The organism is Shewanella zhangzhouensis (assembly GCF_019457615.1).
Classification (GTDB): domain Bacteria; phylum Pseudomonadota; class Gammaproteobacteria; order Enterobacterales; family Shewanellaceae; genus Shewanella; species Shewanella zhangzhouensis.
Window position 1 is genome coordinate 2,533,095 of the sequence record NZ_CP080414.1, and the last position, 21,571, is coordinate 2,554,665.

The window sequence follows — 21,571 nt, forward strand, 5'->3', positions numbered from 1 at the left end:
GTATGGAACAGACGCCAAATCAGACCTGAGTCACATGAATATTCATGCAAAGCTGAACTTTTTTAATATTGACGAAAAACGCTCTTGCAAAGCATCCTGAAAGCCTTTAGTGTAAAAAGCGTCCGAAAAATTCGGCCAGCCAGTAAATGTAACGAGCGCACGGCGCCAGACACAGGATTAAAGACACATGTTCCAGCTTTCGACTGCCAAGCACCATCATCACCATCACAAGCGGTAGCCTTCGGAAGCTCACTGCCGAAGGTGCATTCCTTCTGGCGGTCATGATCTAAAGTTTCAGGACAACCCCCGGAAGGAATTCCGGGGGTTTTTCTTTGCACCAAAGTTTTTGATTTTAAACATTACTTTAGATACCAGGATATTTCGCCATGACTGCCAGACTGAGAATTGCCATTCAAAAATCCGGACGCCTGTCCACCGAATCCCAACAGCTGCTGAAAAGCTGCGGGGTAAAATTCAGCGTGAATGAACAGCGGCTCATCGCCCACGCCGACAATATGCCCGTGGATATCTTGCGGGTGCGTGACGATGACATCCCCGGCTTGGTAATGGACGGTGTGGTCGATTTAGGCATAGTCGGTGAAAACGTACTGGAAGAAGAGCAGCTTGAGCGCGAATGTCTTGGCAATGCATCCGACGTCGTTAAGCTCAGACAACTGGACTTTGGTGCCTGTCGCTTATCTCTGGCGGTACCAACCGAATTTGTTTATGGCGATGCAAGCTCGCTGGAAGGCCTTAGGATCGCGACCTCCTACCCCAACCTGCTTCGCCGCTTTATGCAAAATAAAGGCATATCCTATCAGGACTGCCAATTAAAGGGTTCAGTGGAAGTGGCGCCCCGTGCCGGCCTTGCCGATGGTATCTGCGATCTGGTGTCGACAGGTGCCACCCTCGAAGCCAACGGCCTGTACGAAACTGAAGTCATCTTCCGCTCCATGGCTTGTATTATTCAGTCCACCACGCCACAAAGCGATGCCAAGCAGGCACTTATCAATAAAATCCTCTCCCGGGTGAATGGGGTTATCCGTGCCCGTGAAAGCAAGTACATCCTGCTGCACGCCCCAACCGAAACGCTGGAGCAAATCGTCGCCCTGCTGCCCGGCGCCGAAAACCCCACTGTGCTGCCGCTCAATGATGAAACCAATCGGGTTGCCATCCACGCGGTCAGCACCGAAGACCTGTTCTGGGACACCATGGAAGAACTGACCGCCCTTGGCGCCAGCTCCATCCTGGTAATGCCAATCGAAAAAATGATGGGGTAAGCGATGGAAACCTTGGTCTGGAACAGCTTAAACGAGGATGCCAAGCGCAAGGCGCTGTCCCGCTCACCTCTGGTGGGTGACGACAGTCTGGCGGCTTCGGTCAGTGACATTCTTGACAATGTGAAGCGTGGTGGCGACAAGGCCCTTATTGAATACGCGGCGCGCTTCGATAAAGCCGAAATCGATACGCTGGCGCTGAGTGCTGAAGCCATTGCGGCAGCCTGCGAGCGCGTCAGCCCCGAGCTTAAAGACGCCATCAATGCCGCCCGCGCCAATATTTCCCGCTTTCACAGCGCCCAGCAGTTCAGTGAAATCAGCCTGGAAACCCAACCGGGGGTTTGCTGTGAGCTTAAAAGTGAAGCAATTGAAAAGGTGGGGCTTTATATTCCTGGCGGCAGCGCCCCCCTTATCAGCACCGTGCTGATGTTGGCAGTGCCTGCAACCATTGCCAGCTGCAACAAACGGGTGCTGGTAAGCCCGCCGCCCATCGATGACGCCATTCTTTACGCGGCCAGCGTGTGCGGCATTACCGATGTGTTCCAAATAGGTGGCGCCCAGGCCATTGCGGCGCTCGCTTACGGCAGCGAAAGCGTGCCGAAAGTCGATAAGATTTTCGGTCCCGGCAATAGGTATGTAACAGAAGCCAAGGCCCAGGTGGCACGGGATACCCAGGCCGCGGTCACCATAGATATGCCAGCCGGTCCTTCCGAAGTGCTGGTGATTGCCGATGATACGGCCAATCCTGAGTTTATTGCTGCCGACCTCTTATCTCAGGCTGAACACGGCAGTGACTCACAGGTAATTTTTGTCACCGACTCCAGCGCCCAGGCCAAGGCCGTTGAAGCGGCACTTGAGCGCCAGCTTGCGCTGCTGCCACGACGGGAAACCGCAGAAGGCGCGCTGTCATGCAGCCGCATTATCATGACTGACACCCTGGATGAGGCGGCAATGGTGTCTAACCTCTATGCCCCGGAGCATCTCATCATTCAAACCCGCGAGCCAAGGGAGCTGCTGCCACGCATTCGTGCGGCAGGGTCGGTGTTTTTAGGCGCCTTTACGCCGGAATCGGTTGGCGACTATGCCTCCGGCACCAACCACGTGCTGCCCACCTACGGTTACAGCAAAACCGTCTCCAGCCTGTCGTTGGCCGATTTTTGCCGCCGCTTTACAGTGCAGGAATTAACTGCGGACGGACTGAAAGGACTTGGTCAAACTGTGATGACACTGGCTGCGGCCGAGTCACTGGATGCCCACAAAAATGCGGTAAAAGTCAGGCTTGATGCCATCGCACGTGAGGAGAATGGTCAATGACATCTCAGGTAAACGCAATTCCAGCGGATAGCCTGGCAGCACGCCTCGCCCGCCCTGAGCTTTTAAGCCTGGAGCCCTACCAGAGCGCTCGGCGCATTGGTGGCAGCGGCGAAATTTGGGTAAATGCCAATGAGTCACCCTTTAACCGCACTGGCATTGATGGCGCCAACCGCTACCCCGAGTGCCAGCCACCCGGGCTGATTGCCGCCTATGCGGCGTATGCCGGCGTTGCGGCCAATGAGCTGATATGCGGCCGCGGCGCCGATGAAGCCATTGAACTGCTTATTCGCACCTTTTGTGTGCCCGGCAAAGACAGCATCGGCATTTTCAGCCCAACTTATGGCATGTACTCCATCAGCGCGGCCACCTTTAATGTGGCGGTCAACACCCTGCCGCTGGCGGAAGATTTCAGCCTGCCTGACGACATCTCGGCCTTAACAGGCAGCAAATTGGTGTTTGTCTGCAACCCCAATAACCCAACCGGCACCTTGCTGCCGCTTGATGAAATTGCGCGGGTGGCAAAAACCTTCCCCAATGCGCTGGTGGTGGTTGATGAAGCCTACATCGAATTTGCCCGCAACCCAGACGGCTCACCCGCCCAAAGTGCCACAGGCTTGATGGCAGAATTTGAAAATCTGGTGGTGCTGCGCACCCTCTCCAAGGCTTTTGGACTTGCCGGTGCCCGCTGCGGTTTCCTGCTGGCAAGCGCTTCGGTGTGCGAGCTGGTGATGCGGGTGATTGCGCCCTATCCGGTGCCTGTACCTGTGTCTGTGATTGCCGAAAAAGCGCTTTCCGAGCAGGGCGTCACCCAAATGTGCGCAGATGTGGTATTGCTTAATACACAGGGCGCAAGACTCGCGGTAGCGCTTACCAATGCAGGCCTTCGCGTCCTGCCAAGCGGCGGCAACTATGTGCTCGCCTTCAGCGATGATGTGGAGGCACTAGCCAGAGCCCTTGCCAATGCAGGCATAGTCGCCAGACGCTACAGCCACCCAAGGCTTAAAGGTGCCATTCGCATCAGCTACACCAGCGAGCAAGAGACGGATTCCATTATCGAGGCCATCGGCCGCATCGACAGCAAATAATCATAAGGACAGAGTACCCATGCCCCAGAAAATGCTTTTTATCGACCGCGATGGCACCCTGATTGAAGAGCCGGTAACAGATAAGCAGGTCGACAGTCTCAGCAAGCTGGTGTTTGAACCAAACGCCATTCCCGCGCTGCTGCGGCTGCAAAAAGCCGGTTATCGACTGATTATGGTCAGTAATCAGGATGGCCTCGGCACCCCATCTTTCCCCCAGGAAGATTTCGATGCGCCCCACAACCTGATGATGCAGGTTTTTGAAAGTCAGGGCGTTAAGTTTGATGAGGTGCTTATTTGCCCGCACTTCAATGATGAAAACTGCAGCTGTCGCAAACCCAGACTCGGGTTGGTGAAATCCTTCCTGACCCAAGGTCTGGTGGATTTCACCGCCTCAGCGGTGATTGGCGATCGCGACACCGACGTCGAGCTTGGCAATGCCATGGGCATCAAGAGCTTTAAGTATCAGCGTGAAACCCTCGGCTGGAATGCCATTGCCGATGCGCTGCTCGCCAAAGGTCGCTGCGCCACCGTGGTGCGCACTACCCGCGAAACCGACATCCGGGTCACTGTTGATCTGGATACCCCCGGCAACAATCAAATTGCGACCGGCATCGGCTTTTTTGACCACATGCTCGATCAAATCGCCACCCACGGCAATTTCAGCCTGAAGCTTAACGTCGATGGCGACCTTGAAATTGACGATCACCACAGCGTGGAAGATACAGCGCTGGCGCTGGGTGATGCACTGCGTCAGGCCCTGGGTGACAAACGCGGCATCGGCCGTTTCGGCTTTGCCCTGCCCATGGATGAAGCCTCGGGTCAGTGTCTGATGGATATCTCGGGTCGGCCGTTTATCAAGTTTGATGCCAGCTTCAGCCGCGATAAAGTGGGCGAAATGGCCACCGAAATGGTGCCGCACTTCTTCCGCTCGTTTGCCGATGGCCTGCGCTGCACCTTACACATCGGCTGCGACGGCGATAACGATCACCACAAAGTAGAAGCCCTGTTCAAGGTATTGGGCCGAACCCTGCGTCAGGCCATTGCCATCGAAGGTGATGCCCTGCCATCCTCCAAAGGCGTGCTTTGATGAGAGAAGGAATGCTTTGATGAAAGAGTCCATTATATCGGCCAGCTCTGCCGCTGAAGCAGCCGCAAGCGCCGATTTGGTCATCATTGACACCGGCTGCGCCAATCTAAGCTCGGTGAAGTTTGCCTTTGAGCGCCTCGGTGCCAAGGTGCTGGTAAGCCGCGACAGCGAAGTACTTCGCGTAGCGCCACGTCTGGTACTGCCGGGCGTTGGCACGGCAGCGGCAGCCATGGATGCCCTGAGAGCCAGAGAGCTTGATAAACTTATCCCAACCCTGCACCAGCCGGTGCTCGGCGTCTGCCTTGGAATGCAGCTGTTGATGACCCGCTCACACGAGCGCGGCGCCAAGGGTGAAGATATTGATTGCCTCGATATTATCCCTGGCGAAATTCGCGAGTTGGATGCAGGCAGCCAACCTTTGCCCCACATGGGCTGGAATCAGCTTAAGGTGTCCGGCCATCCGCTATTTGCCGGCATTGAGCCTGGCGAGTGGGTCTACTTTGTGCACTCCTTCTGTGCCCCCGAGTCCGCAGCCACCATCGCCAGCTGCGAGTATGGCGAAGCCTTCAGTGCGGCCATCGCCAAAGATAATTTTATGGGAGTGCAGTTCCACCCGGAGAAAAGCGCTGCCACCGGCGCCAAAATCCTGAAAAACTTTCTGGGACTCACACTGGCCGACCTGGGGCTTGCAGCTGCCGAAGCGGGGCTTATTGAAAATTCACCGGCGCAAGCTAATGTCGGCGCCTTGGAGCAATCATGATCATTCCTGCAATCGACCTTATTGATGGTCAGGTGGTGCGCCTGTTTCAGGGCGATTACGCCAAAAAGACCGAATTTTCTCTGGATCCCAAAACACAATTGCTGAGTTATCAGCAAGACGGCGCAGCGCTCTTGCATCTTGTTGATCTGACCGGCGCTAAAGACCCCGACAAAAGGCAAACCAGGTTAATTGAAGAGATTGCGGCCGGTTTGTCCACCCCACTGCAGGTAGGAGGTGGCATTCGCAGCGCCGCCGATGTGGATGCCCTGCTGGATGCAGGCGTTGCCCGGGTCGTGATTGGCTCGCTGGCGGTCAAATCACCCGAGGTTGTACTAGACCTTTTTGAAAAATATGGCGGCGATGCCATTTGCCTTGCCCTCGATGTCAATATCGATGCCCAGGGCAACAAGATGGTGGCAGTTCACGGCTGGCAACAGGGCGGCGGAAAGTCGCTCGAATCCCTTGTGGATACCTTTATGCCCGCGGGCCTTAAACACGCCTTGGTAACCGATATCAGCCGCGATGGCACCATGACCGGCGCCAACACAGCGCTTTACCGAGAACTGGCCGAGCGTTTTAGCGATGTACAGTGGCAGGCCAGCGGCGGCGTTGCCACCCTGGAAGACGTAAAAGCCGTCAGGGAGTCCGGTGCCAGCGGCATCATTATCGGTAAGGCACTGCTAACCGGCGTATTTACTGCAAAGGAGGCAATTGCATGCTGGCCAAACGCATAGTGCCCTGCCTGGATGTGAAAGACGGCAAAGTGGTTAAAGGGGTGCAATTTCGTAACCACGAAATTGTGGGCGACATAGTCCCCCTCGCCGCCCGCTACGCCGAAGAAGGTGCCGATGAGCTGGTATTTTACGATATCAGCGCCAGTGCCAAAGGCGATGTGGTGGATAAATCCTGGGTTAGCCGCATTGCCGAGCGCATCGACATTCCCTTTTGTGTGGCTGGCGGTATCAAAACGGCAGCTCAGGCGCGGGAAATTCTGGCCTTCGGCGCCGATAAAATTTCCATCAACTCGCCTGCTCTGTCGGATCCCAGCCTTATTCGCAGGCTGCACGATGAATTTGGACGCCAATGTGTGGTGGTGGGTATCGACAGCTTTTACGATAGCGACGGCGGCAACTACACGGTAAAGCAGTTTACCGGCGATGAAGCCGCCACCAAAGACACCCGCTGGCACACCCTGGATTGGGTTGAAGAAGTGCAGCGTCAGGGCTGCGGTGAGATAGTGCTGAATGTGATGAATCAGGATGGTGTGCGTCAGGGCTATGATATTGAGCAGCTGCTGAAGGTTCGGGCCATCTGCGATGTGCCGCTGATTGCCTCCGGCGGTGCCGGCACCATGGCCCACTTTGCCGAGGTGTTCAGCAATGCCCGGGTTGATGCAGCACTTGCCGCCAGTGTGTTTCATAAAGGCATCATCAATATAGGTGAGCTTAAACAATTCCTTGCATCTCAGGGGATTGCCATCAGGTTAACGGAGTAATGGTCCATGGCTGACGAAACCCTTTTAAACCGTCTCGACTGGGACAAACAAGACGGCCTCATTCCCGCTATCGTGCAAAACCACTTAAGCGGCAAGGTGCTGATGCAGGGTTATATGGACAAGGCCGCGCTGGAAAAGACGCTGCAGAGCGGCATGGTCACCTTTTTCAGCCGCAGCAAGCAGCGGCTTTGGACCAAGGGCGAGTCGTCCGGCAATGTGCTCAGCCTTATCAGCATTGCCGCCGACTGCGATAACGACAGTCTGTTGGTGCAGGTTCTGCCCAAGGGCCCAACCTGCCACACAGGCACAGAGTCATGTTGGCAAGATGGCAGTCACAGCTTTATCGCCGGACTTGAGAGCTTGATTCAGGGCAGGAAAAAAGCCTGTGATGCAGGCGAAGGCGGCAGCAGTTATACCGCATCCCTGTTTGCCAGCGGCACCAAACGTATGGCGCAAAAAGTAGGTGAAGAAGGGCTGGAAACAGCGCTCGCCGCCGCAACCCACGATAAAAAAGAGTTGGTTGATGAAGCTTCTGATCTACTGTTTCACCTGATGGTATTGCTGGAGGACCAGGGGCTGTCACTTGCCGACATCACTGCGAACCTCTATGAGCGTCATAAGGCCAGAAGCTAAAATTCTGCCTGCCACTCATGTAAAAACGCTGCCATTGCAGCGTTTTTTGTTGGTGTTTTCAGACGTCATTTCTTACGAGTGACACGGGCAGAGACTGCACACCTGTCTCGCCCTGCTTCAGTTCTGCTCGTCATGCTTTTGGTGGTGTACTTGCTTTTCGCGGTACATATGAATATCGGCATCCTTCAAGAGCCGCTCAAGGGAGCTTGGTGACAGAGCATCGAAACGCGCAGTGCCGCAACTGAATTCCAACTGATAGCCAATGGGAGTATTGATATTGTGCCTTGCCAGGTTTTGATGCAAGCGGCTTAAGATCCCGGCTGCCGGCGACATCGACCGTTCATGGCTGACCAGCGCAACAAACTCATCGCCGCCAATACGGGCAATCACGTCGTACTCACGAAAGGCCTCTTTCAGCAGATTGGCGAATGCCACCAGGGCGCTGTTTCCTTCCTGATGCCCAAAGCGGTCATTGATTTCCTTGAAGTAATCCAGATCCATGAAAAAAAGCGTCGCGTCCTGCTGTTGCCGCTGACACTTGGCCAAACACTGTTTTGCGAGAAGATCGAAACCGCGCAGATTCGTCAGGCCCGTCAATGGGTCCAGGGTGGCGGTTTGAACGGCTTCAAGCTCAGACACTACCAATTTACCGAGATCTTCCAGGTCACGATATGCCTCAGGATCAAAATGGCGGGGGGTACGGTCAATAATACAGAGGGTGCCAACTCTGTGACCATTACTCAGGGTAAGCGGATAGCCTGCATAAAACCGAATATGGGGCTCACCTGTCACCAGCGGATTATCGGCAAATCTTTGGTCTTTGAGCGCATCTTCAATCACGAAGATATCGGCTTGCATAATGGCATGACCACAAAAGGAAATATCGCGGTGGGTTTCAGACTCGGACAAACCAATACAGGATTTAAACCATTGCCTGTCGGTATCAATCAAGCTTATCAGACAGATGGGGACATCAAACAGCCTACGCGCCAAACGGGTCAGGCGATCGAAACGCTCTTCGGCCTCAGTATCGAGCACATTCAGGCTGCGAAGCGCCTCAAGCCTTTCGGCCTCATCGAAGGGAATGGGTGCGGGCAACATGAAGACTCCGAAAGGCTAACTTCGGACAAGTATAGTTGCCCGCACGAAATTTAGCGTCAATCGTAAATAGACGCCTGACCCTCTGGACGGGTTTTAAGCAGCTTTAAAAACCACATGTACTGCTCAGGGTAAGCCGAAATGACCTGCTCAACAGCGCGGTTAAGCGCCAGTGCTTCATTTTCTTTGCCAGCCATACTGACTTCGTCGATGGCGGGTAGCACTGTAAGTGAAAACCGATGTGCCTTATCATCGTAACCTATGGTGACCGGCATCACCTGGGCTTTACCGGCTGCTGCCAGCCGCCCTACTACCGGCAATGTCGCCTTGGTGGTGGCAAAAAGCGGTGCAAACACACTTTGATCAGGTCCTAAATCTTCATCAGGCAGATAAAAGAAGCTGTTCCCCTGGCGCATCTCGCTGATCAGCACCCGAAGACCCGCTTCACGCATATACACATGGCCGCCAAGACGACTGCGAATGCGGTTGGAGAACCAATTAAAGAGTTCGTTACGATGGGCCTTGGCCATGGTCGCCATCGGTAACTCAAGGTTTAACCTGAGCCCGGCGTAATCTATACCCCATACGTGCGGCATAATGAAAATAATTGGCTGCCCAGCGTTACGGGCAGCTTTGACATGCTCAAAGCCTTGTAGCGAAACCCGGCGACGTAAATGATCTTCGCTGCCGAACAGGAGCTCGGCCTGACCAATCAGGATCATCACGAACTGCGCTACATTCTCACGAATTAGCGCTTCCACTTCCCGTTCTGATTTTTCAGGGAAACAGGCCTTGATATTGGCCCTTGCCACCCGGATTGGCTTTTTAGCGATAGCCAGTACCAGCCCGGACAGCGCACGCGCAATGGGATCGCGAATAGCAGCAGGCAAGGCGCCCAAAAAGAGCAAGACGCCGATGGCTATCCAGGTACCCCACAGTCTTGGATGCAGCAGTCCCCAGTAAAATCGTCTGTCAAAATAACGCATTGTCTTAACTTAGAATCTCTTTTGAGCACACAAACAGGAAAGCCACTCAGATGAGTGGCCTTCCCTCAGTGTATTCCGATGTTACTTTTCGGAGTTGGATGACTCGACGCGGCTTTTCAGCTTCTGACCGGGGCGGAATGTCACCACACGACGGGCAGAGATCGGGATATCCTCACCGGTTTTTGGGTTGCGGCCAGGTCGTTGGTTTTTGTCCCTGAGGTCAAAGTTACCAAAACCGGACAGCTTGACCTGCTCACCACTTTCGAGAGCGCTTCGGATTTCCTCGAAAAACGTCTCTACCATCTCTTTCGCGACCCGCTTGTTAATGCCAAGCGTTTCAAAAAGATGCTCTGCCATTTCGGCTTTGGTAAGTGCCATACTTTAATCCCTCAACGATGCGTTGAACTCGTACTTGAGTGCTGAAACCACAGTGTCTACTGCTTCTGCGATCTCTTTTTCTTCAAGTGTGCGAGTGTTGTCTTGTAACGTCAGTGCAATTGCCAGGCTCTTTTTACCGGGCTCAACACCTTTACCCTGGTATACATCGAACAAGTTTACGCCAACCAACTGATTTTCGCCAACTTTTCTTATCACTTTTATCACATCAGCCGCAGCAACGCTTTCATCCACGACCAATGCGATATCCCGGCGGTTAGCGGGGAACTTGGAAATTACCTGAGCTTCGGGCAATTTCGCATGTAGCAATGCATCCAGTTCCAGCTCAAATACGATGGTTTTACCATTGAGCCCAAATGGCTTCTCAAGGCTTGGATGAACGGCACCTATATAGCCAATCACGCGATCATTCCTTAGAATTTCAGCACATTGGCCTGGGTGAAGCGCCGAATGTGTCGCTCTTCTAAAACTAAATTCGGATCCCGAAACTGTCAAGCCAATAATTGCCTCCAAATCGCCCTTAAGATCGAAGAAATCAACGGTTTTGCTCTCCATTGACCAATGTTCTTCGTTCTGGAGGCCTGCAATCACGGCACCCAGCATAGGTTGCTGCCTTACGCCGGATTCTGCATTGGCATCAGGCACAAAGCGCAATCCTGTCTCAAACAGGCGCACACGGCCCTGCTGACGAGCCTGGTTGTAGCCGACAGCGTTGAGCAAACCGGTGAACATAGACAGGCGCATGGCCGACATTTCACTGGAAATCGGGTTAGGCAGGATCATCGCCTGCTCGCCTGGATGCACCAATTGCTGCAATTTGGGATCGACGAAGCTGTAAGTTACGGCTTCCTGGAATCCGCGGGCAACCAAGAGGCTACGCACCTTCTTCAGGCTGATATCGGCTTCCTGATGGGTAGACATCCTGAGATGTGCCATGGGCGCCTTGTTGGGGATGTTGTTATAACCGTAAATACGGGCAACTTCTTCAATCAGGTCTTCTTCGATGGCCATATCGAAACGATAGGTCGCCGTGGTTACCTGCCACTCCCCCTCACCTGCTGTTACGGCAAAACCCAAACGTGTCAGGATTTCAACTACATCACTGTCTGGTACATGGTGGCCAAGGATTTTGTCGAGCTTGCTGCGACGCAGCAGGATCTCTTTGGCTTTTGGCAGATGTTCATCGGATTTGGCTTCCACCACAATGCCGGCTTCACCACCACAGATATCCAGCACCAAACGGGTGGCACGGTCCATCACCTTGTGCTGCAGCTCTGGGTCAACGCCACGCTCAAAGCGGTGTGATGAGTCTGTGTGCAGACCAAGCTTGCGGGCTTTACCCATGATGGCCAAAGGAGCAAAGAAGGCACATTCGAGCAGTATGTCCTGAGTGGTTTCACCCACACCGGAGAACTCGCCACCAAACACACCGGCAAGCGCCAGAGGCTTAGTGTTGTCTGCAATAACCAGAGTATCGCTTGGCACTGTGATTTCGCTGCCATCCAGCAATGTCAGCTTTTCTTCACCATTGCCCAGACGGACTTCAATCTTGCCGTCGATTTTGGCCAGGTCAAAAGCGTGCATCGGCTGACCGAATTCAATCAGCACATAGTTGGTGATATCCACGATAGGGTCGATTGAACGGATGCCACTGCGGCGCAGCTTTTCTTTCATCCACTCAGGTGTCGGCGCTTTTACGTTCACATTACGCACGATACGGCCCAGATACCTTGGGCAGGCAGCAGGGGCTGAAAGCTGAATATCGATGGTGTCGGCAATACTGGCGGTAACAGGGGCCCAGCTTGGCTCTGTCACTTCGGCACGGTTAAGTACACCCACTTCGCGGGCAAGACCGGCCATACCGAGACAGTCGGCACGGTTGGAGGTCAGGTCTACGTCGATAACTGCATCGTTCAGGTCGAGATATTCACGGATGTCAGTACCAATGGGCGCATCCAGCGGCAATTCGATAATGCCATCGCTTTCGATATCGATACCCAGCTCGCTGTAGGAACACAGCATGCCTTCAGACGGCTGACCGCGGAGCTTGGCTTTTTTGATTTTGAAGTCGCCGGGCAATACGGCGCCTACAGTGGCAACGGCCACTTTCAGGCCCAAACGGCAGTTTGGCGCGCCGCAAACGATATCCAGCAGGGTATCGCCACCCACGTTTACTTTAGTCACACGCAGTTTGTCGGCATCGGGATGTTGGCCACATTCCACAACTTCGCCCACAAATACGCCGCTGAAGTCGGCCGCAACCGCGTCAACGCCGTCCACTTCCAGGCCAGCCATGGTGATTTGATGACTTAAGTCTTCACGGCTGATGGCTGGATTAACCCATTCACGAAGCCAGGATTCACTGAATTTCATTACTAATTTGCTCCGTTATTTGAATTGCTTGAGGAAACGCAGGTCGTTTTCGAAGAATGCGCGCAGATCGTTTACGCCGTAGCGCAGCATGGTCAAACGCTCAACACCCATACCAAAAGCAAAACCGGAATACTTCTCAGGGTCGATGCCCACGCTGCGCAGTACGTTGGGGTGTACCATGCCGCAGCCGAGTACTTCGAGCCACTTACCATTTTTGCCCATTACGTCCACTTCGGCCGAAGGTTCGGTAAATGGGAAATAAGATGGACGGAAACGTACCTGCAGGTCTTCTTCAAAAAAGTTACGCAGGAAGTCGTGCAGAATGCCTTTAAGCTCTGCAAAGTTTACGTTTTCGTCCACCAGGAGACCTTCCACCTGATGGAACATCGGGGTATGGGTCATGTCGTAGTCGTTACGGTACACACGGCCTGGAGAGATAATCCGAAGCGGTGGTTTTTCCGTTTCCATGGTGCGAATTTGCACACCCGACGTTTGGGTACGCAACATCACCTTGGGATTGAAATAAAAGGTATCGTGGTCGGCACGGGCCGGGTGATGCTCAGAAATGTTCAGCGCATCGAAGTTGTGGAAGTCATCTTCGATTTCTGGACCTTGCTTAACCGTGAAACCAAGCTCGCCAAAGAAAGATTCAATGCGTTCAATGGTGCGGGTCACTGGGTGCAGACCACCATTGTCCAGAGTACGCCCTGGCAGAGTCACGTCGATTTGCTCTGCGGCCAGTTTGGCTTCCAGTTCGCGGGCTTTAAACAGCTCCATCTGCTCACCGAGTTTAGCCTGAACGCTCTGCTTGGCATCGTTTACTGCCTGACCGAACTTGGGCTTTTCTTCTGCGCTCAGGGTGCCCATCAGTTTCATTAAATCGGTGATCCGGCCTTTTTTACCCAGATAGTCTACCCGGATATCGTCCAGAACCTTCAGATCTGTCGCCTGTTCGATGGCGGCCAGAGCCTGTTCCACAATCTCTGTTAATTGCTGCATCTTCTCTTCCACTGCTCTCGTGCCTGACCTTTTTGGGCAGGCTGTTCACGACATGTCGACGTGCTTGCCGCGTAAATTTGTCAAAATAAACAAAAGAGTGAAATTTTACGGCAGGCATCTTTATTTGACTAGGGATAAATCTGCCCAAATGTTGAAAAATCCCGGGAAATTCCGCTGCATTTTCCAGCGGTTTCCAGGAATTTTCATACAGGGTTCGTATTTTCCCTACAGGGTGACTGGCGGGCTATGTTGACGAGATGTAAAATTGTCGCTGTGCTCTATGCTGAGAATACAGAACACAGCCAAGGCGCTGATTAAAAAGTATTCATTCACAAGCATATTTCGGCTGCAATAATAAAGTTCGGTCATCAAGAACCGATAAACATAGGGTCACACGCAGCCCCGCTCCGAGGTAATTCATGAAAGAAGTGAAGTTTCGCTGGGTAGATCAATATCTCATCCACATGACACTCAAAACCAAGTTTGCCATTTTGGCTATTGTCCCGGTGCTGATGGTGCTGTCGCTGGCACTGGTGCTGAACATCAAATTTAACGACACCTTACTCGAAACCCATCTGGCACAGAGCCGAAACCACACCAATGACGTCAATCAGCTGGTGTCGCAGGCGCTTAATTATATTCCGGCTGACCAGCAAAGTACTTTTTTACAAAGTCTTTCCGGGAGCACTCAGGTAGTGCCCGTCAGTAATCTGGGCAACAAAGCCCAGCAATTGGCCCGCAGTGGCGGCGGAAGCGATCAGGCGAACGCCAACGGCCGTTATCAAACGGTCAGTGCCATCAGCGACAAGCAATTGGTGGCGGTAAATACGCTTGATGCCAAGGCGGTGTCGCTGGAATCCGGTAACGATACCTGGTTTGTCATTGGCGCCATCGCGCTGGTGCTCTTTATTATCTTTATCTTCAGCTACTACATCTCCACCTTTGTTGGTGGCGCTCTGTATACCACGGTAATGGCGCTTAAACGTGCCGCCGATGGCGACCTTACCGGCAGGCTCAACTTCTTCCAGGTAAAAGATGAGTTCAGTATTCTGGCCATCAGCATCGACTCTCTGGTTGAACGTCAGCATAACCTGGTGAAAAACATCAACGACGCCATCCACCAAATCCGTACTGTGGTGGAGTCGTTTCGTACCAATGCACGGGACGGTCAGGCCCTTGCTGCCAGTCAACGTGCCCATCTCGACTCCCTTGCTACAGCCATGGAGCAAATGACCGCTGCAGTGCGGGAAGTCGCCAGCAATGCCGAGCACTCATCCCAGGAGACTCAGGAGGCCAACCAGCAAGTGGCGGCCGGCTCCAAAGATATTGCGACTACGGTGAGCGCCATAGGTCAGCTCTCCAATGAAATTGCCAGGGCGTCCGAAGCGGTAACCGTACTCAATGAAAATGCCAGTCGTATCGATGAAGTGGTAACCACCATCAATGCCATTTCCGAGCAAACCAACCTGCTGGCGCTTAACGCCGCCATCGAAGCGGCCCGCGCCGGAGAGCAGGGACGTGGCTTTGCCGTGGTGGCCGATGAAGTGCGTACCCTTGCGGGCCGTACTCAGGCGGCAACGGTGGAAATCAAGTCCATGATTGAGGCGCTGCAATCCGGCTCCCGTAACCTCACTCAGGTGATGGCACGTACCGTTGAGCAAGCGGAAGAAGGTAAAAAGCATGTGATAAAAACCGGTGAGGATCTCGACAGCATCGCCCATCACAGTGCCAAGGTGTTTGAAATGAGCGTGCTCATTGCCACCTCCGCCGAAGAGCAATCCGCCGTTGCCAATGAAATTGCCGGTAACCTGATGGAAATCCGTAACCAGTCCCACGATGTGGAACAGTCGGCGAACCAATCGGTATCGGGTTGTGATGAACTCCACGCCACCGCCGAAAAGCTCGATAAGCTTTTGGTCGGATTAAAACTCTGACCCACGCAAAAGGCACCCTCCCGGGTGCCTTTTAGCTTTAAGCTAATGGCAAACAACAAATTATCCGTTAGACTGGCTGCTGAGAATGTCATTTTCAGCCCAAAGGATCCGGCCTGTCATGAACCGTTCCAAGGCCTATGTATCACATACATTGCACCCGAGGTGGCGTAATAGCTTGCCCTTTCGGGTGGGACTACTACAAAGCCTGATAGCCACCCTGCTTCTTATGGCCACCCTCTGGATCCTCCTTGGCAGCCAAAAAGAAGAGCGGCTGACACAGGAAATGAACCTCAATCTCTCTCAGGGTCAATTAATCCAAGCCAGGTTGCGGGACTTGACGGCCCAGCTTGACACCCTGGTGGTTGCCATTGCGGATGTCGCAGGCACCCAAAGAAACGATATCGCCACCATTGAAAACACTATACCCAGTCTGCTCTCTTTGCCTAACCATAAAGACGTGGTCGCAAGCGGTGGAATTTGGCCGGAAAAGGGACATCCTCTCGGTCAGGAAGATGAGATCAGAAGCCTTTTCTGGGTCAGAGACTTGCTTGGGCAGCTGCGTAAAAACGACGGTTACAACCAAAGCAGCGGTCATTACTTTGATGAACTCTGGTATAAGCCCATGCGGCTGTTTCCCGCCGGCAGGGTATTCTGGTCCCCTTCCTACATAGACCCCCATACTCAGGAGTCCATGGTCACGGCATCGGTGCCCATCTGGCAAGAGCATGAATTCCAGGGCGTCGCGACGATAGATGTAAGCCTTTCCAGCCTCTCAAGTTATCTAACCGAGTCCCGTAAAGAACTCGGGGGCTATGTGATCCTTTTGGACCAATTTAATCAGGTGTTGTCGGCCCCCCTGCCCGGCGCAGAGCAAAGTTTACCTGAACACGCAAGCTTGCCCGATTTAGCCTCACTCACCCAACGCTATCCTCAACTGTCGGCGTTGCTCTCTCTGGTTGTGGACGCAGACACGCTGTTTATCAAGGACGCGCAGGCACACCAGGTCATCACTCAGGAACAGTTTCTGACCATGACCCCCAGTAATTTCCCCCAGGGCAAACTGATGTACCAGGCCATGATTAACACCAGCGCCATTGCCATGACGGAATCACCTGCATTATTAGGAACCCTGGCTATCGACGCAGATCCGCTGATTGCCGCGCCGTCGCTGGTGTCTGTATATCGGATGCCGGGCACATTTTGGAAGGTGGTCACTGTAACCCCGAAAAGCTCTTTCAAAAATGAAGCCCTGCTTTTGGTTGAGCGCGCTGGGCTGTATCTGCTGCTGGCGCAGGTGCTGGCACTGCTGCTGATGATTTTTGTACAACACAAACTTTACATCAAACCCATCGCCCGCATGGTGTCTGCGTTGAAAGCAGAAGATGCAGCCCATCTGGAGCTGCAAGCGAGCCAGCGTGAGGATGAAATTGGGGTGTTGGCCAGCGCCCTTGTGGCCCGAACCCGTCAGCTCGAAATCGCCATGGCAAGTCTCGATGCCTCAAATTTGGCGCTGGAGCAACAGTTGGAGGTTCAGCAAGAGGCACAACAGGATTTACTCGCCCACAAGGAGCAACTGACCGCCTTGCTCAAATCATCCCCCAACCTCATCTTTATCAAGGATACGGCTGGCCGCTACCTGATGGTGAACGATAAGTTTTGTGAAACCATAGGTCTTGACCGACACAGGATCCTGGGAGCCACCGACAGACAACTCTTTTCGTCGGATCTTGCCCAGGCCTACGGCGAGAGCGACCAGCGCGTGATGACTCAGGATGCCCCGCTGCAATTCGAAGAGACACTGCCAACACGTTTGGGAGAGATGCGTTTTCAAATGACCAAGTTCGCCATTCGGGATGACGACGACAATCTCAGGGGAACAGGTGCCATCGCCTTTGATATTCAAAATCGCAAGCGCATTGAAAACGAATTGCTGGAGAGGATAACGACACTGGAGCGCAGCCTTAGTCTTTGCGTCAGTGAAAGTGGCAAGCTGCAGCAGAATCTGCAACAGGCAGAATTCGAACTGTCGCAAAAGACACAAAGCATGGAAGTGACCAGAGCAAAAGACGAGGCTTGGGTTACGGAGAGACGCTTATTTAAAAACTGGCTCAGAGATTTGGTGAGTTTGATTGCCCGTGAGCAGGAAATCCTTCTGGCCAAGGCCTGCAACCCGGGCGCCACGTCCATGGAAAAGCTGAAGGATGCGCTGAGCGAACACGCAGAGCGGCTCAGGGTACTGGAACTATTAACCGGCAGACACAAGGCAAGCCAACGCGCCGTTCCCATGGATGTGTTGCAGCAGTTAACGCTGCTGTTTCAATCAGAAATCACCGGACGTGACATCCAAATTCAGTTGGAGGGCGAACGTAATTTTAGTGTCCAGCTTGAGACCTGGCAGTTAACGCTGCTGATATTCAGCTTATTAAAACTCCTGTGCACTCAGATTGATAACGCACCTCAGGGCAATATTGTCAGGGTCTGTGTCGACGGGGCCGGAAATGATTGCCTCATCAGGTTTGATCGCCAGGGCGCGAGCTCTGACATTATCGCGCCTGAACTAAGTGCCCTCTGTGCCTGGCTTGAACGCCAATTTGGCGGCTCACTGACGCTCTGTCATTCGCTGACCGTGGCCACCATAGTGGATTGCAGACTGCCCTTTGCAGACTAGCGGCTGACATCAACGATGTAGTGCCCCTGCAGCCAGTTACGGCCAATGAGCAGCTTATGGGTCATCTCGCTTCGGTCTCTTAAGTTTACCTTTACCTTGAACTCTTTACCGGGTTCCCCCAGAGTCAGCTCCACCATATAGCGAACTTCACTTCCCTGAGCATTTCGGATAAGTGACGTTTCAGTAATTCGGCTATGGATGCGCCGGGTTTCACCTTTTTCATTAACCGTGGTAAAGCTGATGGGCTTGCCAACATTGGCTTCCATATCGCTGGGGTCTTCATTTTCTATTTGAATATCGATGGCATGGAGGCTGTTCTCTACAGCACCTGTGTCGATACGGGTATCGAAGGTGATATCACCTTCCACCAGATGAATGGGGGCACGCTCACCGATAACATTTTTTTCGGCCACATCGACCAGGTAATGGCCTTCAAGCCAGTTGCGGCCCAACAGCAGCTTGTAATCCATGTGGCCCCTATCTCTGAGGTTCACCCGGATGTTACGAACATCCTTTTCATATTGCAGCTCAAGCTCAACCGTATAACGACTCTCGGTTCCCTGAGAGTTGGACACAGTGGTGACTTTCACTATCTTGGCTTCAATGGTTTTAGTCACGCCCCCCAAGCCTTGGGTGGTAAATTTCACCCGTTTGCCGATATTGTCCTTCATCGAGTCGGCTGCGCCGCCAAGCACTTGGATATCGACCGCGTGGATTGAGCTTATAGAGGCACCTGTATCGACCCGGGCAATAAAGTTAAGCCCAGAGGCGGGCTGATGGATATCGACACTCTGCCCTACAATCGATTTGCCACAAGCCACATAAGATAACAGGAGTAACGAAATAGCGATCCAAGCTCTAAACATAAATAACATCCTGAAAAACAATTAATTACAAGAAAGCGTGGATAACACTTAACCTGAACCACCATAACGGAAGCGCTGGTGCTTGCCAATAAAAAGCACTGATTTCAGCAACGTTGAGACAACCAGATTTTGGCGGATTGCACCTCATCCAGGGGAAACACGCACACAGGGCATGGCATGAATAAGCCTATAAGCTCACCCATGCGGCGAAAAGCGGGACGATTGGTGAGAATGGCGATACGCCTGAAGTCATCGAGATGGAAGAGGCCAAGCAGTACGTCCTGCCATAGAGACAGCAGACTGGCCCCCCGGCATCCATCGGCAATTTCGTACCAGATGCGCACCGACGCATGATCTTTGAGCGCTTGCTCGAGGGCGGGGATCAATACACGGCTGTAGTCATCGGCCTCAATCATCCCTGATGCTTCTACAGCAATGGTATCGTGTTCAAATCCTGGTTTGATTCTTATCATGTTCACCCCATCAGAGTGTGAACCACGACGGTGCGTCAGGCGGTCAGCTTGACAATTTCCTGGTCGAATAAATTTTTGATAAGCCCAGAAAAATCAGCAATAAAGTGCGTTTGTTCCGGCGTGGCTTTTTTGTTTCCGACATGGGCCAGGATTTCTTCGAGATCGTAAACGATGGCGTCGATTTCCCGAATGACCATGTTACGTTGGGCAAAACTTAATTCGGGATTTTGACCGCAGACCATGATGATCTGCGCGGACAACTGCTCTTCAAAGAGCTCCATCACTGTCTCATCAGCTAAACCCTGTCCCTCAGGTGCTTCGAAAAGCCCCAAGTTTTCAGTCAAGTACTGAATGAGATGCACGTAACCTTCTTTATCAGTGACCATGTCAAATCCCGTATTGCATTAATGTCGGGTCCAAGCCCGCATTTTTATTATGGAACAAGTTGCTTTCTTCTTCCTTAAAGCATGCAATTCCTGTTATTTCTCAAGTGTTAGCACGAATGAAACCGGTACGGCACTGCTGATGGCCGATAACCCCGCCACTTCACGCAGCTTTTCAATCCCGGCGGTTAAACCAAAATTGGCTGCATTAACGATTAACATGGTACTGCTGCTAACCATCAGGGTGTTATCAGAGACTCTTGCCACCGTCACTTCGACGTTGAGCTTGTCTGTTTTACCATGCAATTCCACAGTTGCAGGAATTTCTGCTTTTGTGATGTCTCCGGGTTTCAATGCGTTTACCAGTGACGGCTCTATCTTGGCAGAAAGTGTTAATGAGGGAAATTGCTCCACTTCAAATAACATGCTTTTCATGCGCTCATCGCGAATTTCAATACCTGTATCGACAGACGCCAGGGGAATATTGAGGCTGAAATCGCCTTGTTCAGTCAGTTTGCCTTCCAGGCTTTTGAATTTGTGAACTTCAGCAACATCGCCCTTCTTGACCGAGATAAAGCTGACGTTGGAATTGGCTGCATTCAATTGCCAATCGGCCATGGCACCCGAGGCAGATACCAGCAGGGCTGCGCCCAACAAAGTACGGATAAACATCACTTGTCTCCTTGTGTTTTATGTCGTTCAGGCCTTTCCTGAATTGCTAAATTAGTGACACCACAAACAATAAACCAAACGGCCACTATAACTCTAGCTGCAAATTCCCGTCAGGGCTGTCAATTGGCTGAAATATCTGCTTGTTAAAGTTCAAATAGGTTATCAATCCCTTACGAGGTTTACATGTCAGCCCCACAACACACTGGTACCGTAAAATGGTTTAACGATGAGAAAGGCTTTGGCTTCCTGAGTCGCGATAATGATACAGATGTGTTTGTTCATTATCGCGCTATCAACACTCAGGGAAGACGCACGCTGAAAGAAGGTCAAAAGGTCAGCTTTAACCTGGTTGAAGGCCAAAAGGGCTTCCTGGCAGAAAACGTCACGCCACTGTGATCAGGGCGCCAGCCGCTCAATATCCCAACCCGCGGCCGTTTTTTCATAAATAAAGCGGTCGTGCAACCTGTGCTCCCCGCCCTGCCAGAATTCAATACTGGCGGGACGCACCAGATATCCACCCCAGAAGGACGGCAATGGCACTTCGCCGGCGGAAAACTTTTGCTTCATTTCCATAAACTTGGCTTCCAGCACCTGCCTGGCACTGAGTTTGGATGACTGAGCAGATACCCAGGCAGCAATCTGGCTGTCTTTCGGTCGGGTAACGAAGTACTTGAGTACCTCCGCCGTTGAAAGCGGTTCGGCAATGCCGGTCACAGCCACCTGACGCTCCAAAGGGTGCCAGGGAAAGAGCAAACTGATATGGGCGTTTTGCTTCAATTGAGCCGCCTTGCGGCTACCCAGATTGGTGAAAAATACAAAACCCTGCTCGTCGAAGCGTTTGAGAAGCACTATCCGTTGATAGGGTTGACCGTGCTCGTCGACTGTCGCCACGCACATGGCCGTTGGGTCGGTAAGCTCTGCGGCCTTGGCCTGCTCCATCCAGCGCTCAAACAATGCCATGGGGTCTTCGGGCAATTCACTGCGCCTCAGGCCTCCTTTGGTGTATTCACGGCGAATGTCGCTGAGATCTGTCATGGTGATTCCTTATGGGCACTGTATCGTTTGAGGCATT

Annotated in this window: 21 protein-coding genes; 11 read left to right on the top strand and 10 right to left on the bottom strand. The window is 52.8% G+C overall.

The genetic code is table 11. The features are described from left to right. Window positions 1-386: 386 nt before the first annotated feature. Genes hisG through hisIE form a run of 8 tightly spaced genes read left to right on the top strand, consistent with a single transcriptional unit; the run spans window position 387 to window position 7,651 of the window. On the top strand, window positions 387-1,280 hold the full coding sequence (hisG, locus tag K0H63_RS10935; protein ID WP_220064710.1) for an ATP phosphoribosyltransferase: 894 nt from the start codon (window positions 387-389) through the stop codon (window positions 1,278-1,280). Window positions 1,281-1,283: 3 nt separating this feature from the next. Next, window positions 1,284-2,591 (top strand): histidinol dehydrogenase, encoded by a 1,308-nt coding sequence (hisD, locus tag K0H63_RS10940; protein ID WP_220064711.1) that lies wholly within the window; start codon window positions 1,284-1,286, stop codon window positions 2,589-2,591. Beyond that, a complete protein-coding gene (gene hisC, locus K0H63_RS10945) occupies window positions 2,588-3,676 on the top strand; it encodes a histidinol-phosphate transaminase (protein WP_220064712.1) in 1,089 nt (362 codons plus the stop codon). Before hisD ends, hisC begins: the two co-directional genes overlap by 4 nt. A gap of 19 nt (window positions 3,677-3,695) precedes the next feature. Beyond that, window positions 3,696-4,763 carry a bifunctional histidinol-phosphatase/imidazoleglycerol-phosphate dehydratase HisB gene (gene hisB, locus K0H63_RS10950; RefSeq protein ID WP_220064713.1) on the top strand — a complete coding sequence of 356 codons (1,068 nt, stop codon included), beginning with the start codon at window positions 3,696-3,698 and terminating at the stop codon, window positions 4,761-4,763. A gap of 19 nt (window positions 4,764-4,782) precedes the next feature. Then, a complete protein-coding gene (gene hisH / locus K0H63_RS10955; protein ID WP_220064714.1) occupies window positions 4,783-5,523 on the top strand; it encodes an imidazole glycerol phosphate synthase subunit HisH in 741 nt (246 codons plus the stop codon). After that, window positions 5,520-6,257: a 1-(5-phosphoribosyl)-5-[(5-phosphoribosylamino)methylideneamino]imidazole-4-carboxamide isomerase gene (hisA, locus tag K0H63_RS10960; RefSeq protein ID WP_220064715.1), complete on the top strand. Its 738-nt coding sequence runs from the start codon at window positions 5,520-5,522 to the stop codon at window positions 6,255-6,257. Before hisH ends, hisA begins: the two co-directional genes overlap by 4 nt. Beyond that, window positions 6,239-7,018: an imidazole glycerol phosphate synthase subunit HisF gene (hisF, locus tag K0H63_RS10965; protein WP_220064716.1), complete on the top strand. Its 780-nt coding sequence runs from the start codon at window positions 6,239-6,241 to the stop codon at window positions 7,016-7,018. Before hisA ends, hisF begins: the two co-directional genes overlap by 19 nt. Window positions 7,019-7,024: 6 nt before the next feature. Then, a complete protein-coding gene (gene hisIE, locus K0H63_RS10970) occupies window positions 7,025-7,651 on the top strand; it encodes a bifunctional phosphoribosyl-AMP cyclohydrolase/phosphoribosyl-ATP diphosphatase HisIE (protein ID WP_220064717.1) in 627 nt (208 codons plus the stop codon). Between the two features lie 117 nt (window positions 7,652-7,768). Here hisIE and K0H63_RS10975 read toward each other — a convergent pair whose 3' ends face one another. The 5 genes from K0H63_RS10975 to pheS form a co-directional block, all read right to left on the bottom strand. Next, window positions 7,769-8,752: a GGDEF domain-containing protein gene (locus K0H63_RS10975; RefSeq protein ID WP_220064718.1), complete on the bottom strand. Its 984-nt coding sequence runs from the start codon at window positions 8,750-8,752 to the stop codon at window positions 7,769-7,771. A 56-nt stretch (window positions 8,753-8,808) separates the two neighbouring features. Beyond that, window positions 8,809-9,735 (bottom strand): lauroyl-Kdo(2)-lipid IV(A) myristoyltransferase, encoded by a 927-nt coding sequence (gene lpxM, locus K0H63_RS10980; protein WP_220064719.1) that lies wholly within the window; start codon window positions 9,733-9,735, stop codon window positions 8,809-8,811. A gap of 81 nt (window positions 9,736-9,816) precedes the next feature. Beyond that, a complete protein-coding gene (gene ihfA / locus K0H63_RS10985) occupies window positions 9,817-10,113 on the bottom strand; it encodes an integration host factor subunit alpha (protein WP_011760064.1) in 297 nt (98 codons plus the stop codon). A 3-nt stretch (window positions 10,114-10,116) separates the two neighbouring features. Then, complete coding sequence (gene pheT, locus K0H63_RS10990) at window positions 10,117-12,504, bottom strand: phenylalanine--tRNA ligase subunit beta (protein ID WP_220064720.1); 2,388 nt, start codon at window positions 12,502-12,504, stop codon at window positions 10,117-10,119. A 15-nt stretch (window positions 12,505-12,519) separates the two neighbouring features. Further along, on the bottom strand, window positions 12,520-13,503 hold the full coding sequence (pheS, locus tag K0H63_RS10995) for a phenylalanine--tRNA ligase subunit alpha (RefSeq protein ID WP_220064721.1): 984 nt from the start codon (window positions 13,501-13,503) through the stop codon (window positions 12,520-12,522). 419 nt (window positions 13,504-13,922) lie between these two features. Here pheS and K0H63_RS11000 point away from each other — a divergent pair, with 419 nt between their 5' ends. Both K0H63_RS11000 and K0H63_RS11005 read left to right on the top strand, forming a co-directional pair. After that, window positions 13,923-15,437: a methyl-accepting chemotaxis protein gene (locus tag K0H63_RS11000; RefSeq protein ID WP_220064722.1), complete on the top strand. Its 1,515-nt coding sequence runs from the start codon at window positions 13,923-13,925 to the stop codon at window positions 15,435-15,437. 118 nt (window positions 15,438-15,555) lie between these two features. Further along, window positions 15,556-18,105, top strand: coding sequence for a PAS domain-containing protein (locus K0H63_RS11005; RefSeq protein ID WP_220064723.1), 2,550 nt, complete (start codon window positions 15,556-15,558; stop codon window positions 18,103-18,105). Here the strand turns inward: K0H63_RS11005 and K0H63_RS11010 are convergent. From K0H63_RS11010 to K0H63_RS11025, 4 genes are all read right to left on the bottom strand, one after another. Then, entirely contained in the window at window positions 18,102-18,971 is an 870-nt protein-coding gene (locus K0H63_RS11010; protein ID WP_220064724.1) for a putative ATP-dependent zinc protease, read from the bottom strand. The two genes, K0H63_RS11005 and K0H63_RS11010, sit on opposite strands and share 4 nt — an antisense overlap. Window positions 18,972-19,075: 104 nt before the next feature. Further along, window positions 19,076-19,444: a SpoIIAA family protein gene (locus K0H63_RS11015; protein WP_220064725.1), complete on the bottom strand. Its 369-nt coding sequence runs from the start codon at window positions 19,442-19,444 to the stop codon at window positions 19,076-19,078. A 35-nt stretch (window positions 19,445-19,479) separates the two neighbouring features. After that, the gene (locus K0H63_RS11020) at window positions 19,480-19,830 is read right to left on the bottom strand and encodes a DUF3802 family protein (RefSeq protein WP_220064726.1); all 351 of its coding nucleotides are present in this window, start codon (window positions 19,828-19,830) and stop codon (window positions 19,480-19,482) included. A 93-nt stretch (window positions 19,831-19,923) separates the two neighbouring features. Next, window positions 19,924-20,499 (bottom strand): YceI family protein, encoded by a 576-nt coding sequence (locus K0H63_RS11025; protein WP_220064727.1) that lies wholly within the window; start codon window positions 20,497-20,499, stop codon window positions 19,924-19,926. A gap of 183 nt (window positions 20,500-20,682) precedes the next feature. On the opposite strand from K0H63_RS11025, the gene K0H63_RS11030 reads away from it, so the two are divergent. Continuing rightward, window positions 20,683-20,895, top strand: coding sequence for a cold-shock protein (locus K0H63_RS11030; protein WP_220064728.1), 213 nt, complete (start codon window positions 20,683-20,685; stop codon window positions 20,893-20,895). On the opposite strand, the gene pdxH is transcribed toward K0H63_RS11030, so the two are convergent. Continuing rightward, on the bottom strand, window positions 20,896-21,534 hold the full coding sequence (pdxH, locus tag K0H63_RS11035; protein ID WP_220064729.1) for a pyridoxamine 5'-phosphate oxidase: 639 nt from the start codon (window positions 21,532-21,534) through the stop codon (window positions 20,896-20,898). Window positions 21,535-21,571: the final 37 nt, after the last annotated feature.